The 15,586-nt window shown below is 36.1% G+C and carries 10 protein-coding genes; all 10 read left to right on the top strand.

The features are described 5' to 3' along the window. Positions 1-25: 25 nt before the first annotated feature. On the top strand, positions 26-3,370 hold the full coding sequence (locus M0R16_09065) for a gliding motility-associated C-terminal domain-containing protein (protein MCK9613030.1): 3,345 nt from the start codon (positions 26-28) through the stop codon (positions 3,368-3,370). 93 nt (positions 3,371-3,463) lie between these two features. Beyond that, complete coding sequence (gene guaB / locus M0R16_09070; protein MCK9613031.1) at positions 3,464-4,936, top strand: IMP dehydrogenase; 1,473 nt, start codon at positions 3,464-3,466, stop codon at positions 4,934-4,936. A gap of 45 nt (positions 4,937-4,981) precedes the next feature. After that, positions 4,982-6,970, top strand: coding sequence for a peptidylprolyl isomerase (locus M0R16_09075; protein MCK9613032.1), 1,989 nt, complete (start codon positions 4,982-4,984; stop codon positions 6,968-6,970). Between the two features lie 49 nt (positions 6,971-7,019). Beyond that, positions 7,020-7,919, top strand: a complete 900-nt coding sequence (locus M0R16_09080; protein ID MCK9613033.1) for a hypothetical protein — start codon at positions 7,020-7,022, stop codon at positions 7,917-7,919. A 54-nt stretch (positions 7,920-7,973) separates the two neighbouring features. Further along, entirely contained in the window at positions 7,974-9,332 is a 1,359-nt protein-coding gene (locus M0R16_09085) for a peptidylprolyl isomerase (protein ID MCK9613034.1), read from the top strand. Between the two features lie 19 nt (positions 9,333-9,351). Continuing rightward, the gene (locus M0R16_09090; GenBank protein ID MCK9613035.1) at positions 9,352-10,320 is read left to right on the top strand and encodes an AAA family ATPase; all 969 of its coding nucleotides are present in this window, start codon (positions 9,352-9,354) and stop codon (positions 10,318-10,320) included. Positions 10,321-10,352: 32 nt separating this feature from the next. Further along, positions 10,353-11,516: a hypothetical protein gene (locus M0R16_09095; protein ID MCK9613036.1), complete on the top strand. Its 1,164-nt coding sequence runs from the start codon at positions 10,353-10,355 to the stop codon at positions 11,514-11,516. 51 nt (positions 11,517-11,567) lie between these two features. Continuing rightward, complete coding sequence (locus M0R16_09100) at positions 11,568-12,659, top strand: hypothetical protein (protein ID MCK9613037.1); 1,092 nt, start codon at positions 11,568-11,570, stop codon at positions 12,657-12,659. After that, complete coding sequence (locus M0R16_09105) at positions 12,652-13,140, top strand: gliding motility lipoprotein GldH (GenBank protein ID MCK9613038.1); 489 nt, start codon at positions 12,652-12,654, stop codon at positions 13,138-13,140. Before M0R16_09100 ends, M0R16_09105 begins: the two co-directional genes overlap by 8 nt. 1 nt (position 13,141) lies before the next feature. Then, positions 13,142-15,487 carry a penicillin-binding protein gene (locus tag M0R16_09110; protein ID MCK9613039.1) on the top strand — a complete coding sequence of 782 codons (2,346 nt, stop codon included), beginning with the start codon at positions 13,142-13,144 and terminating at the stop codon, positions 15,485-15,487. Positions 15,488-15,586 lie beyond the last annotated feature (99 nt).

Genomic DNA, 15,586 nt, shown 5'->3' on the forward strand with positions numbered 1-15,586 from the left:
GAAAAGGATTAAAATTTTTTTGTTATTGTTGCTACTCTCAGTGCCTGAAGTGTTGGCAACACATTATATGGGTGGTGAGATTACATGGGAATGCCTTGCTAACGGCAGGTATCGTTTTATCATGAAATTGTACAGGGAATGTGGTACTTCAGTTAATTATTATACCACCGAAACAATTAATGTGAGCAATTATTTACCGCCAACTAGCATAACTATGACTTTACGCCCCGGCAGCAACCCTATGGACGGACTGGATGGGGCTTTGGACGGGAAAACAGATATATCTCCCAATTGCTTTGATCCGAATCAGGAAATTAAATGTTACCCTCAACCAACATTATCTAATACCGGGGCTATTGAAGAATGGTATTTTACCTCTGATGCTGTTTATCCCAATGGTGTGTTGTTAAGTGGAACACCACCTGCAGCGGGTTGGATATTTTCACATTCTGATTGTTGCCGCAATCCGAGTACCAACATGGTTGATCCCACAAATTATAACTGGTATCTTAGAGCTATAATGTATTCTTTTCAGGGACAACCCGCATTTCCTTGTTTTGATAACAGTCCTGTTTTTGCAGAAATTCCCTCCACTGTTATATGTACAGGTTATCCTTTTCGTTATAATCATAATGCTACAGACAAAGAACTTGATTCTTTGTCGTTTGCATGGGCACCGGCTATGCAAAGCGTTACTTTGCAAATGGGTTATACTCCGGGTTATTCTTTCCTAAGTCCCCTGCCCGGTACCGCCCAGAACCCTTCTAACATTCCTGCAACCATGAACCCATACAATGGTGAAATATCTTACACATCTTATACTAACGGCGCTTTTGTTACAGTAACAAAGGTAACAGCTTATCGTTGCGGAATTAAAATAGCAGAAATATTCAGGGAAATGCAAATCGTTTTGCTAGCATGTCCCGGAAACAATGTTCCTCCGGATATTCCCGGCCCATTTTATAATCCTGTTTCAGGGATTTATGAATATACGGATACTGTCTATGCCGGTGATGTGGTAGATTTCGACATCACTATCATTGATAACGGCACACTACCTAACGGATTACCTCAGACGGTTACCTTAGAAGCTTCGGGACAGGAATTTGGTACGAATTATACAAGCACCACAGGATGTGTACGGCCACCATGCGCAACTTTAAACCCACCTCCCATCATATCAGCTATGTATGCTGTGGCTACGCATTTTCATTGGCAAACTAGTTGCGACCACCTTACGCATCCGGTATCAATCACAGGTATTCCGGGTATATGTGGAACGTTATTTAACGTACATAATTTCATTATTAAGGCCTATGATAACAACTGTCCTGCTCCTGGAATTAGGATTGCTACTATTTCAATCGTTGTTTTACCGCTCGCTGTTCTTGAACCTCCCGAATTAAAATGCACTAAAGTTCATGATAACGGAGATATTACTTTGAATTGGATACCTCCGCCTGATCCCCTGAATACATTCAATAGTTATCATGTTTATTATTCTGACTCACCTACAGGACCTTTTGTTGTGATTGATAGTATATTTGATTATAATGTGACTTCAAAAACATATTCAGGGTTGGGAGGGAATAGCGGGCAGAGGTATTTTTATATAAACACACGATCCGGTTGTTATGGGAAGTATTTTTCCGAAACAAACAGCGATACTTTAAGCACAATTTTTCTTGAAGTAACAACAGGAGGAGGTGGTGAGATTGCAAACATAACATGGAACCCAATACATGAACCATTACCTGTTACCTCCTCCCAATGGTATCATATTTATAGAGAATATCCTCCGGGTTCATGGAATCTTTTAGATTCAACAACAGCACTTAATTATCAGGATACTGTTAATATCTGCAGTGCTTTTATTAACTACCGTATTGAAATTTCTGACGCTACGGGCTGTATATCTGTATCTTCAGTAGATGGAGAAAACCTACATGACGGATTCCCACCCACTTTGCCTTTACTTGATAGTGTTAGTGTGGATTTAATCTCAGGGAAAGCGGTGCTGGGTTGGTCCCCAAGTGTCTCAGCAGATGTTGTTAAGTATTATATATATCATAAAATGGGAGCTCCCTGGTACCTGATTGATTCTGTGGATGTACCGCAAACACAATATGTTCATTTAAGTCCCAGTCCTTCCGATTCTTCAGTTAGCTATAGAATCGCTGCCGTTGACAGTTGTAAAAAACTTAGCCAGATGGGGCTTGAACACAAGACAATTTATCTTTCGCCACTGATACTTAATGCCTGCGCTGATAAAATAAGGCTCGAATGGACTCCCTATATTAACTTCCATCCAATACTTGACGGATATACTATTTTTGTTAGCGAAAATGGTAGCCCATATACAGAACTGGCCAATGTGCCGCCAACCATAACATCTTTCGAACACATTGGATTGAATAACAATTCCACTTATTGTTATTACATTAGGGCATTTACACTTAATAACCAAAAGACATCATCATCCAATACTCAATGTGCCTTGGTAACAAAACCAAACCCCCCAAAGTATGTTTATTTAAGATACGCAACAGTGGTGAATGATGATTATATAAGAATAGGATTTTTTGTTGATACAACAGCTTATGTGACCATGTATAAAGTATTGCGCTCTTCAGATGGTTTGAATTATGATACCATTGCCCTGATTCCTCCCAATAATGTATATGCTAATGTAAGCTATAACGATATGTCAGGCGATGTTCATCAGAGTAGTTATTATTACAAAGTAGTTGTTACTGACAGTTGCGACCTAGATGCTTTAGAATCCAACGTCGGCAAAACTATCTTTATAAATGGAAATGCAGATGATTATCTGTATAATTATATTTATTGGAGTCACTATGAGGACCGTTTGCCACAAGCATATAACATAATAAGAGAAGTTGAAGATTATGAGCCTTTTACTAAAATTCAAACACTTTCTTCAAGTGAAACAACTATGACCGACGATGTTGAAAGTTATACCGAAAGCAGTGGCCGTTTCAGATATTATGTTGAGGCTACTCTCTACGATGTTTATGATAGTACTTTTATTTTTTATGATACCGTACATTCAAATTATGTCCTCCTATTACAATCTCCTCGCCTTTATATGCCCAATGCATTTTGTCCTGATGGCATAAATAATATTATTAAACCCATTGGTGTCTTTACCGATAAGGACGATTACAGTTTTATTATATATAACCGCTGGGGCCAAAAACTTTTTGAAACTGCAGATTATAATGTGGGTTGGGATGGGACTTTTAACGGTGATAAATGCGAGTTTGGCATATATACTTACTATATAAAAATCACCAGCGCACAAAACAAGTCATTTGTAAAACGCGGCATCATTACATTAGTTCGCTGAAAACTCTTTGTTTTTTCGCATTTTTATTATTATGAATATAGTAAAGAAATTACTATTTTTCATATTTTTGCAGGAATTTTAAAAAAGTATAAAATGGAACCGGAAGCAGATAAATTTGTTGGAGAAGGCCTCACATTTGATGACGTCTTGCTCATTCCTGCTTATTCAGAAGTTCTCCCTAAGCAGGTTAATGTTTCTACAAAATTTACCCGTAACATACACTTGAACATACCCATTGTGTCTGCTGCTATGGATACTGTAACTGAGTCGTATATGGCCATTGCCATTGCTCAGGAAGGTGGTATTGGGGTTCTTCATAAAAATATGCCTATTGAGGAGCAGGCCAATGAAGTTCGAAAAGTGAAACGTGCTGAAAACGGCATGATAATAGACCCGATTACTTTAAAAAAAGATGCATTTGTTTATGATGCCCTTGAATTAATGCGCGAATATAAAATTGGCGGTATTCCTGTGGTTGATGATACCAATAAACTTGTAGGCATTGTTACTAACAGGGATTTGCGTTTCGAAAGAAATCACGGCCGCCCGGTATCGGAAGTAATGACCAAAGAAAACCTGATTACTACCACTGAGTTTACGGATTTTGAAAAAGCTGCTGACATTCTTCAGGAACACAAAATAGAAAAATTACCTGTTGTTGACAAGAATTACAAGTTGATTGGGCTGATAACTTATAAAGATATTATTAAAATTAAAGCCAGGCCAAATGCTTGTAAAGATTCAAGAGGTCGCTTACGTGTAGCAGCAGGAGTAGGTATCACAAAAGATTTGTTTGACCGTATTGATGCCCTTGTTAAGGCAGGTGTTGATGCTGTAGTGATGGATACGGCACACGGACATTCGAAAGGAGTTTTAGAAGCTGCTGTACAATTTAAAAGAAAATATCCTGATATTGACCTCGTGCTTGGGAATATAGCTACTGCTGAGGCCGCTCTTGACTTGGTAAAAGCCGGTGCAGATGCCGTAAAAGTTGGAATTGGCCCTGGGTCTATATGTACAACAAGGGTTATCGCAGGTGTAGGTGTTCCCCAATTGTCAGCTATTAATTCAGTAGCTAAAGCTTTAGAAGGTACGGGAGTGCCTTTAATTGGAGATGGAGGCATACGTTTCAGCGGAGATATGACAAAAGCCCTGGCTGCAGGGGCTCATAGTGTAATGCTGGGCTCATTGCTGGCTGGTGTCGAGGAATCTCCGGGGGAAACTATTATTTTTGAAGGAAGAAAGTTTAAGATCTATCGAGGGATGGGTTCTATTGAAGCAATGCAAAAAGGCTCAAAGGACAGATATTTTCAGGATGAGGTTGAGGATTTAAGTAAATTGGTGCCCGAAGGGATTGTTGGCAGAGTTCCATACAAAGGTACTTTGTCAGAGGTCATTCACCAAATGGTAGGCGGGTTGAAAGCAGGAATGGGTTATTGCGGCGCTGAAAATATTAAAAAACTGCAACAAGCAAAGTTTATTAAAATAACTTCTGCAAGTGTTGACGAAAGCCACCCTCACGATGTGATAATAACCAGGGAGGCCCCCAATTATAGTAGAAAATAATGAATTGTTTATTTTTATAATTTTGTGATTTTAAAATAGAATATTATGAAAAGATTAGTTTTTTGTTTACTGGGAATAGCATTAATAAGCAAATTATCGACCGCACAGAATGACGTTTTACTCACAGTGGCAGGAGAAAAAATTACTAAATCAGAATTTATTGCGGTTTATAATAAAAATAATGTCAAGGGCGAAGTGATGGATAAAAAATCACTGAATGAATACCTTGATTTATATATTAATTTTAAACTAAAGGTGAAAGAAGCAGAAGAACAAAAACTGGATACCTTTACTAGTTTTAAAACAGAATTGGCAGGGTATCGCAAACAACTTGCACAACCTTATCTAACAGACAGGCAGGTTGATGAATATCTTATTCAGGAAGCTTATGAGCGTATGCAACAAGATATAAGGGCAAGCCATATTTTGATCAGGATTAATAAAGATGCATTGCCGGAAGACACACTTGCTGCATATAAAAAAATTATGAAAATTCGTGACCGGATTTTAAAAGGGGAAGCTTTTGATGTTGTTGCTAAAGAAACATCTGAAGACCCTTCGTCACGTGATCGTGAAGACCCTACTTCAAAATCAGTCATTAAAGGCAACGGTGGTGACTTGGGATATTTTACTGTACTTGATATGATTTATCCATTTGAAAACGGAGCTTACAATACCGAAGTTGGTAAAATTTCAATGCCAATACGTACGGATTACGGCTACCATTTAATAAAAGTAACCAACAAAAGGCCGGCTATGGGGAAAGTTGTTGTTGCTCATATTTTTGTCAGTATTCCCAGAGATGCTAAACCTGAAGATTTGCAAAAATATAAAGACAAAATTTTTGTAGCATATAACAAAATCAAAGATGGAGCAAAATATGAAGATATAGCAAGTGAATATTCTGATGACAAAGGTTCTGCTTCAAAAGGAGGTGTCTTACCAGGTTTTGGAGTTAACAAAATGGTGCCGGAATTCATTGATGCTATTGCCGAACTGAAAAATACTGGCGATTATTCTGCTCCTGTTCAAACCATTTATGGCTGGCATATCATAAAACTAATTGAACGTAAGCCGGTAAAATCATTTGACGATGAAAAGATCATGTTAAAAAACAGGATACTTAAAGATAGCCGTTCCAACAAAAGCCGTGAATCAATTATTAACCGAATTAAAAACGATTATAATTTCCGAGAATACCCTGAAACAATACAAGACTTCTATACGGTAGTTGATTCTTCTGTATTTGATGGAAAGTGGGATGCCACTAAAGCTGAAAACTTAACAAAAACAATGTTTACCCTCGGTAACAAAACATACACACAAAAAGATTTTACGGCTTTTTTATCTCAAAAACAGGTAAAAAGAAATAAATCACATATCCAGGTTTTTGTAAACGAACGTTATGAAACCTTTGTTGAAGAAAGCTGCCTGCAATATGAAGATAGCAAACTGGATGAAAAATATCCTGAGTTTAAATCTCTGATGAAAGAATACAGGGATGGCATTATGCTTTTTGAACTTACAGATAAAAAAGTTTGGTCAAAGGCTATTCAGGATACCAATGGGCTGAAAGATTTTTACGAAAAAAATAAAACAAAATACATGTGGGGTGAACGCGTGGATGCCACTATTTTTACTTGCAAGGATGATAATGTGGCAAAAAGCACCCGTAAATTGTTGAAAAATTACGATAAAGGAAAAATAAAGGATATTGATATCTTGAAAAAAATAAACACCGACACCATTACAATGCTAAAGATGGAAAGAAAATTATTCAGTAAAGATGATAACCCGATTATTGACAATATGAAATGGGAAAAATACATATCTGATAATCAAGAAATTGATAAAAAAATTGTGTTTGTAATGGTTCATAAAGTTATACCTCCAGAGCCGAAACAGATTAAAGAAGCTAAAGGCTTAATTACAGCCGATTACCAAAACTATCTGGAAGAAGAATGGATTAAACAACTTAGGGCGAAATATCCTTACCAGGTTAATCAGGCAGTATTTGAATCTATATTGAAATAATTATATATGAATACTTGCAAAATGTGGTTTGAATAAAACCACGTATATTATGCCGGTTCAAATAAAATTTAAAGATATCATTATCAATGGCAAGGCTACTTGTAAAGCTTTATTATCAATTTTTGCAATAGTTGTTCTGTTTTTTTCCTGCAAGTCTGCCGATAATGATATGGGAGATGCTGTTGCTCGTGTTTATGATAAATATCTTTTCTTAAGCGAAATTGAAGAAATTCTTCCTGATGGTATCTCAAAAGATGATAGCATTTTAATTGTACAGGAATATATTGATAACTGGATACGACAGCAGCTTCTCATCAGGCAGGCAGAAAAAAACCTGAATAAAAATCAGAAAGATTTTGCCAAACAACTTGAAGAGTACAAAAATTCTCTGATAGTATTTGAATATGAATCGCAACTTGTGAAACAAAAATTAGACACAACGGTAACAGATAAAGAAATAGAAGATTATTATGAACAAAATAAATCAGATTTCGAACTTAAAGAAAATATAGTAAAAGTTGTGTATGTTAAAATACCCAAAAATGTTCCTGCAACTTTGCCCCATACACTTATACGCTCCGATAAGCCTCAGGATAAGAATAAACTACAGGATTTCTGCCATAAGTATGCAACTAACTATTATCTTGAAGACCAGAACTGGCTTTTATTTAATGATATATTGAAAGAAATACCCATCAATACTTATAACCAGGAAGAATATCTCAAAAATAACAGATTAATAGAAATACAGGATTCATCTTATACGTACTTAATGAATATCAAAGGGTTTATGATTAAAGAAAGCATTTCTCCAATTAGTTTTGAAGCAAACAATATCAGAGATATTATTATTAATAAGCGTAAACTTGAATTGATAGATAATATGAAAAATGATATTTATGAAAATGCTCTTCGCAATGGAGATTTTGAATTGTTAAAAAAGAACTGAAAGCATACTATTTTGTAATTAAAGAAGTTATTATCTGATAAATCATCCCAAGAAATGAAAATAATTCAAAAAGCATTAATTATATTCCTGATATTTTTACATTCACTTAGTGCAAACGCACAATCCGATACTGGGAAAATTATAATTGATCAGGTTGCAGCTGTAATCGGAAACAATGTCATACTCTTTTCAGATATTGAAAATGAATACATACAGGCTCTTTTGCAGGGAAATACTACCGGAAGCATTATCAAATGCGGCATACTTGAAGAAATAATGTTTCAGAAATTACTTCTGACTCAGGCGGATATTGATAGTATAACAGTGACCGACAAGCAGGTTGACAGTGAGATTGACAGACGGATTCGGTATTTTATCAGTCAGGTAGGAACACAGGAAAAACTGGAACAATACTTTAATAAAACTATACTGGAAATTAAAGAAGATTTGCGAGACAAAATTCGGGATTATCTGTTAATACAAAATGTGCAATCAAAACTCACACAGGATGTTAAAATTACTCCATCTGACGTAACTGATTTTTTCAACAGTATTCCACCTGACAGTCTCCCTTTGATTGGTTCTCAGATTGAAATTGCGCAAATTGTAAAAAAGCCTGTAATCAGTGAAACTGAGGTTCTGGCTGTAAAAGATAAATTAAAAGCATTGCGTGACCGTATTTTAAAAGGTGAAGATTTTGCTGTTATGGCAAATTTGTATTCTGAAGATCCAGGGTCAAACAGAAAAGGCGGAGAATTAGGATTTGTAGGCAGGGGTGAGTTTTTCCCTGAATTTGAATCTGCGGCCTTTTCTCTAAAACCCGGAGAGATTTCACCCATTATTAAAACAAAAAAAGGCTTCCATATTATTCAAATGATAGAAAGAAGGGGAGAATATATTAATGTCAGACACATTCTGATGAGTCCAAAAGCAAACCCTTCCGAGATGACAAAATCACTTCAGGAGCTCAACAGGATTGCCGAGTTAATAAAGAAAGACTCTGTTACATTTGAGAAAGCAGCAATTCTTTATTCTGATGATCCTTCAAAGCTAAATGGCGGTAAACTCACCAACCCATATACTGGTGATACCAAGTTTGCCCCGGAAGAAATTGACCCATTGATATATCTTGCCGTAGAAAAGATGAATGTTGGAGAAATGTCAGCTCCTACAATATTCACTGATGAAGAAGGGGTGCAAGCATATAGGATAATAATGCTTAAATCGCGAATGGACCCACACACAGCAAACCTCAAGGATGATTACCCGCAAATCCAAAACCTTGCATTACAAGTTAAACAAAATGATGCTATTAATAAATGGGTAATGGAAAAGACAAAAAATACGTACATATACATAGCTGACATTTATAATGATTGCAAACTTAAGTTTGATTGGATAACAAATGAATAAACGATAAACACTTTGTTTTATGACTCAATTTAAATCGGATGTAGAAGCTATGGAAGCGCTTGTTGAGAAATACAAAGCAGTAAAATCTGAAACTGCCAAAGTAATTATTGGGCAGGATGAGGTCATCAGAAATATCATCATTTCTATTTTCAGTAACGGTCATGCGTTATTGATTGGGGTTCCCGGCTTGGCAAAAACACTTATGATTAATACCATTGCCCAGGCTCTGGGACTGAATTATTCAAGGATACAGTTTACTCCTGATTTGATGCCTTCAGATATTATTGGCTCTGAAATCCTGGATGAAGAACGGAAGTTTCGTTTTATTAAAGGTCCGGTGTTTGCCAATATTATTCTGGCCGATGAGATTAACCGTACTCCTCCTAAAACTCAATCAGCCCTGCTGGAAGCCATGCAGGAAAAGGCAGTAACAGTAGCAGGGAAAACATTTAAACTTGATGAACCTTTTTTTGTCCTTGCTACACAAAACCCTATTGAACAGGAAGGTACGTACCCATTACCCGAAGCACAGCTTGACAGGTTTATGTTTAACATATGGCTTGATTATCCATCTTTCGAACAGGAAATAAATATTGTCAAATCAACAACGACTAATTACAAACCTTCTGTTAACGTGGTTCTTAAAGCCGATGAAATATTAGAATTTCAAAGTATCATAAGAAAAATTCCCGTCCCTGACAATGTATATAATTATGCAATAAAATTGGCCACAATTACTCGTCCTAATACCAATATTGCTCATCCATGGGCAAACAATTATATTTCTTGGGGTGCCGGGCCAAGGGCATCTCAATACCTTATTATTGGCGCTAAATGCAGTGCTGCATTAAACGGGAAATTTTCTCCGGATATTGAAGATGTTCATCAGGTTGCCAGACAGGTATTAAGGCATCGAATCGTGAAAAATTATAAAGCCGAAGCAGAAGGTATCTCAGCAGATACTATAATAGAGGAGCTTATTAAATAAGCATTGTATTCGTAAACATTGCTTTCCGTCCTATGAAGTTTATAGAAATTACAGGCCAGCTGCAGATAAAAAATTATCTGGTAAAAACTGTGAAGAATAGCAGGGTAAGCCATGCCCAGCTTTTTTTGGGCAGCGAAGGCTCAGGGAAACTTGCCCTTGCCATTGCTTATGCACAATTTATTTGTTGTACAAACAAACAATATTTTGAAAATAAGGATGACTTGCAGGGAGATTCATGCGGCATCTGCCCATCGTGCGTGAAGTTCAAGAAGCTTATTCACCCCGACATTCATTTTTTCTTTCCTGTAACGACAAGTGATGAGGTTAAAAGCAAACCCAAAAGTGAGAATTACATAAAACAATGGCGTAACTTTCTTATTGACAATGATTATTATGTGTCATTAAATGACTGGTACGATACTATTGATGTTAAAAACAAACAGGGAATAATTAACGCCGATGATTGTGATGAAATGATAAAAAAGATAAGCCTGAAAGCTTATGAATCGGAATACAAAATTGTTATCATTTGGATGGCCGAAAAGTTATATCATGCTGCTGCACCTAAAATACTAAAGATATTAGAAGAACCGCCTCAAAAGACTCTTTTTATACTTGTTTCTGAAAAACATGAACAGATACTCAAAACTATTCTTTCAAGGACCCAGTTAGTGAAGATTCCTCGCTTGAAAGCAAAAGAAATAAGTCAATTTTTGGTTCAAAAATATCAGGCTAACGAAGTGCAGGCTCGTAAGATAGCTAATATTTCTGATGGGAATATTTTATATGCTAAAACTTTATTTGCGGATGATGAGGAAGAAAAGGATAATATGATTAACCTTAGAAACTGGTTACGTATTTGTTATCGTTTTAATAAAGAAGATGTTTTAGAACTGAACCATTTTATTGATGATATCTCCAAAATAGGTCGCGAAAAACAAAAAAGTTTTTTTGCATATGCATTGAAAATTATCCGCAGTTCTTCTCTACAGAACCATGGGAACGAAAAACTCTTAAATCTGCTTGATGAAGAAAAAGAGTTTATTGAGAAATTTGCAAAAGTTCTTACCACTGATAAAATACCTTATGTCGCTGAAGAATTTAATAAAGCCATTTACTATATTGAAAGGAATGCAAATCCGAAAATCCTTTTTATGAACCTTACTTTTTTGCTCAACCAAATCATGCGGTCATAATATAAGCTGATTTTCATATTTTATGTAACTTTGCAGTAAGAGAAATATTTTATGAGTAAAGAAAAAAATGATTTTCTGACCCGGGGTTGCAGTTCGAAACCCAAAACACATCAGAAAAATGATAAATTATATAATCCTTCATGTTGTAAACGCAATGCTTATGATTGGCTTTCTAATATTCATCCGCCAAAAGTTTATAAAGCATTTCCTTATGTTGAAGTTCGTTTTAAAAACAGCCGCAAAGATTTTTTTATAAACTCGGATAATATTGATATTGAATTAGGTGATATTGTTGCCGTTGAGTCATCTCCTGGTCATGATATAGGAATTATAACCTTGATGGGGGAAGCTGTACGCTTACAAATGAAAAAAAAGCATTTCAAACCAGAAACCCGTGAAATAAAAAAGATTTATAGGAGGGCAAGGCCATCTGATATTGAGAAATGGATTTCCGTTGTCGTTCCGGAAGATGAAATACTTTTTAAAACTAAAAAAATAACTGCCGACCTTGAACTGGTAATGAAAGTAAATGATGTGGAATTTCAGGGCGATGGCACAAAGGCTACTTTTTATTATACTGCTGAAGACCGTGTTGATTTCAGGGAGTTGATAAAAGTACTGGCGGAAAAATTCAGTGTTCGCGTTGAGATGAGGCAAATTGGAGTGAGGCAGGAGGCGAGCAGCCTTGGTGGTATCGGAACATGTGGCAGGGAGCTTTGTTGTTCCAGTTGGATGTTTGATTTCAAATCAGTATCTACAAACACGGCAAGGGTACAGCAACTTACCATAAATCCGCAGAAACTTGCCGGACAATGCTCCAAACTGAAGTGCTGCCTGAATTACGAGTATGAATGTTATCTTGACATGCTAAAAGATTTTCCAAATACTGACATCCTTTTAAAAACTAAAAAAGGAATTGCCAATTGTCATAAGATTGATGTGATGAAAAAAATAATGTGGTTTTCCTACACAGATGATATGGCAAATATTTTAGCAATACCTGTGGAAAAAGTCAAAAACATTATATATGAGAATAAAAAGGGTATTCTTCCTGATAAATTGGAAGACTTTGCTCAGAAAAAGGAAAAGAAAATTGAATTTGAACATTTCGAAGAAGATTTATCAAGATATGCCGATGAATAAAATAAAAATTACAAGATTTTTTTTTGGGTATCTTATTATAATGTTTTTTTTAAATGCTTGTAATACAGGAGTTGTTATTGATAAGTTTAAAAAGATTGAAAATGGTACCTGGAGATCTTCAGATATAGTAAGATTTTCAGTGCCTGTGGAAGACACGCTGCAAATGTATGATTTCTATATCAACATTCGAAATACAAACGATTATGCTTTTTCAAACCTGTATGTTTTTATGAAGACTTTTTATCCGGATGGAAAGATATCTGCCGATACTTTGGAATTTTTTCTTGCCGACCCACAGGGTAAATGGCTTGGCAGTGGTTCAGGTAAATTGATTGACAACCGCATATTGTTTTCAAAAAATATAAGATTTCCTTTGGCGGGAATTTATTCTTTTGAGTTTGAACAAGCCATGCGAGAAGAAGAATTGAAAGGTATTGAAAATTTTGGTATCAGGATTGAAAAATCTCAAAAAGAAAATTAAAATGCCCGGGAAATCTACAAAAAACGAGAGCAAAAAGTATATCAAATTTCTGTGGATAATTTATGCCTCTTTTTTTGGATTGATTGTTTTATTATTTACGACAATATCTTTAGGACTTTTGGGCTTTATGCCAACATTTGAAGAATTGGAGAACCCACGAAGCAATCTGGCTTCTGAGATATATTCCTCCGACCAGGCCCTACTTGGAAAATATTATATTGAAAACCGTTCCAATATCCATTTCGAAGATTTATCACCCAATATTATTAACGCTCTTATTGCTACAGAAGATGCCCGGTTTACAGAACATGCAGGAGTCGATATTCGTAGTGTATTCAGAGTGGTTTTTAAGACAATCATTGGACGCAAATCCACTTCGGGAGGTGGCAGTACGATAACACAGCAGCTTGCCAAAAATCTTTTCCCACGTGATGACAATCAGGGAAAAATAAAAATGTTTATTACAAAATTTAAAGAATGGATAACTGCAATAAAACTGGAACATAATTATACTAAGGAAGAAATTATTGCTATGTACTTAAATACTGTTGATTTTGGTAACCAATCTTATGGAATAAAATCCGCAGCACGTACCTATTTTAATAAAACCACCGATTCTCTTAACATTCAGGAAGCGGCTCTTCTTATTGGAGTGTTAAAGGCTCCAACGAAATACAGCCCAACCCGGAACCCCGAAAATGCAAAAAAAAGACGCGAAGTGGTATTAAAACAAATGGAAAATTATGGATTTATTACGTCTCAGCAATATGACTCCTTAAGGCAATTGCCTATTGATATGTCAAAATTCAGAATACAGGACCATAATGTTGGCATGGCAACTTATTTCAGAGAATATCTTAAAACATTGCTAACAAAGAAAAAGCCCGTAGAAAGCGATTATGCTGACCTTAAAAGATATAAAGAAGAACTTGACCAATGGGAAAACAATCCTATATACGGATGGTGCAATAAAAAGCTTAAAGCAGATGGTACACCTTATAATATTTTTAAAGACGGATTAAAAATTTACACCACAATAAATTCTAAAATGCAGCGATATGCCGAGGAGGCCATAAAAGAACATCTCGGGAATGAGCTCCAGAGCGAGTTCTATCGCCATTGGAAAGGTGTAAAAAGGGCACCTTATGACTGGAGGCTCAGTGATGCTCAAATCGAAAAATTAATCATGCAAGGTGTGTATCGTTCTGAACGCTATCAGGGTTTAAAAAAAGAAAATTATTCCGAAGAAGAAATTATCAAGATTTTTAACACTCCTGCGCACATGAGAGTATTTGTTTGGGGCGGAGAAAAAGATACGGTAATGACACCTCTTGATTCAGTAAAATATTATAAATGGTTTTTGCTGGCAGGACTAATGTCAATGGAACCTCAAACAGGTTATGTGAGAGCTTACGTGGGTGGAATAAACAGCAAATATTTCCAGTATGACCATGTATGCCTGGCAAAACGACAGGTAGGCTCCACCTTTAAACCTTTTGTTTATACTGTCGCCATGCAGGAAGGGGAGTTTTCTCCTTGCACAAAAGTGCCCAATGTGCCTATTACTTTTGAGTTGCCCAATGGCGATAAATGGGAGCCAAAAAATTCAAGTGATTACAAGGAAGGAGAGATGATAGCTCTTAAAGAAGCTTTGGCAAATTCTGTGAACTGGATATCTGCTTTTCTGATTAAACGGTATTCTCCCGGCCCTGTAATTAAAGTTGCCAGAAAAATGGGAATTAAGAGCGATATTCCTGAAGTTTATGCAATATGCTTAGGAACTCCCGACCTTACACTGTATGAAATGGTGGGTGCTGTAAATACCTATGCTAATGAAGGAGTTTATATTGAACCGATTTTTGTTACACGTATCGAAGATAAATACGGTAACACTCTGGATAATTTTATTTCCAAAACTCAGGAAGCTATGAGCGAAGAAACAGCGTATCTTATGATAAATTTGCTGCAAGGGGTAGTGGAAAGCGGTACAGGTTCACGATTAAGGGGGCGATATCAACTTACTAATCAAATAGCCGGAAAAACTGGAACGACAGATAATAATTCTGACGGGTGGTTTATGGGTATTGTTCCAAATCTTACTACTGGAGTTTGGGTGGGATGTGAAGACCGCAGTGTGCATTTTCGCAGCACAGCCTTAGGTCAGGGAGCGAATATGTCCCTGCCAATTTGGGCTCTTTATATGAAAAAAGTGTATGCTGATAAAACCTTAAATGTTAAAACTGATGACCGTTTTAGCAAACCGTCAATAAAATTAAGCGTGGAAATTGATTGCGGTAAATATTATCAAAGTAATACTCCGCTTAATTTCGATAATAAAAACTTCTAAGTTTTTTTCAACACTTTAATATATTTTGTTAATAAAACAAAATGTTATTTTATCCCAAGATACGCAATAGGAAACGTAGTGAACTATTGAGTAGCGCGC

Source organism: Bacteroidales bacterium (genome assembly GCA_023228145.1).
GTDB lineage: Bacteria > Bacteroidota > Bacteroidia > Bacteroidales > CAIWKO01 > CAIWKO01.

Excerpts from the sequence above, each read along its gene's own strand:
- guaB (MCK9613031.1), top strand. The coding sequence starts at position 3,464 with ATGGAACCGGAAGCAGATAAATTTGTTGGAGAAGGCCTCACATTTGAT.
- M0R16_09075 (MCK9613032.1), top strand. The coding sequence starts at position 4,982 with ATGAAAAGATTAGTTTTTTGTTTACTGGGAATAGCATTAATAAGCAAA.
- M0R16_09080 (MCK9613033.1), top strand. The coding sequence starts at position 7,020 with ATGCCGGTTCAAATAAAATTTAAAGATATCATTATCAATGGCAAGGCT.
- M0R16_09085 (MCK9613034.1), top strand. The coding sequence starts at position 7,974 with ATGAAAATAATTCAAAAAGCATTAATTATATTCCTGATATTTTTACAT.
- M0R16_09090 (MCK9613035.1), top strand. The coding sequence starts at position 9,352 with ATGACTCAATTTAAATCGGATGTAGAAGCTATGGAAGCGCTTGTTGAG.
- M0R16_09095 (MCK9613036.1), top strand. The coding sequence starts at position 10,353 with ATGAAGTTTATAGAAATTACAGGCCAGCTGCAGATAAAAAATTATCTG.
- M0R16_09100 (MCK9613037.1), top strand. The coding sequence starts at position 11,568 with ATGAGTAAAGAAAAAAATGATTTTCTGACCCGGGGTTGCAGTTCGAAA.
- M0R16_09105 (MCK9613038.1), top strand. The coding sequence starts at position 12,652 with ATGAATAAAATAAAAATTACAAGATTTTTTTTTGGGTATCTTATTATA.
- M0R16_09110 (MCK9613039.1), top strand. The coding sequence starts at position 13,142 with ATGCCCGGGAAATCTACAAAAAACGAGAGCAAAAAGTATATCAAATTT.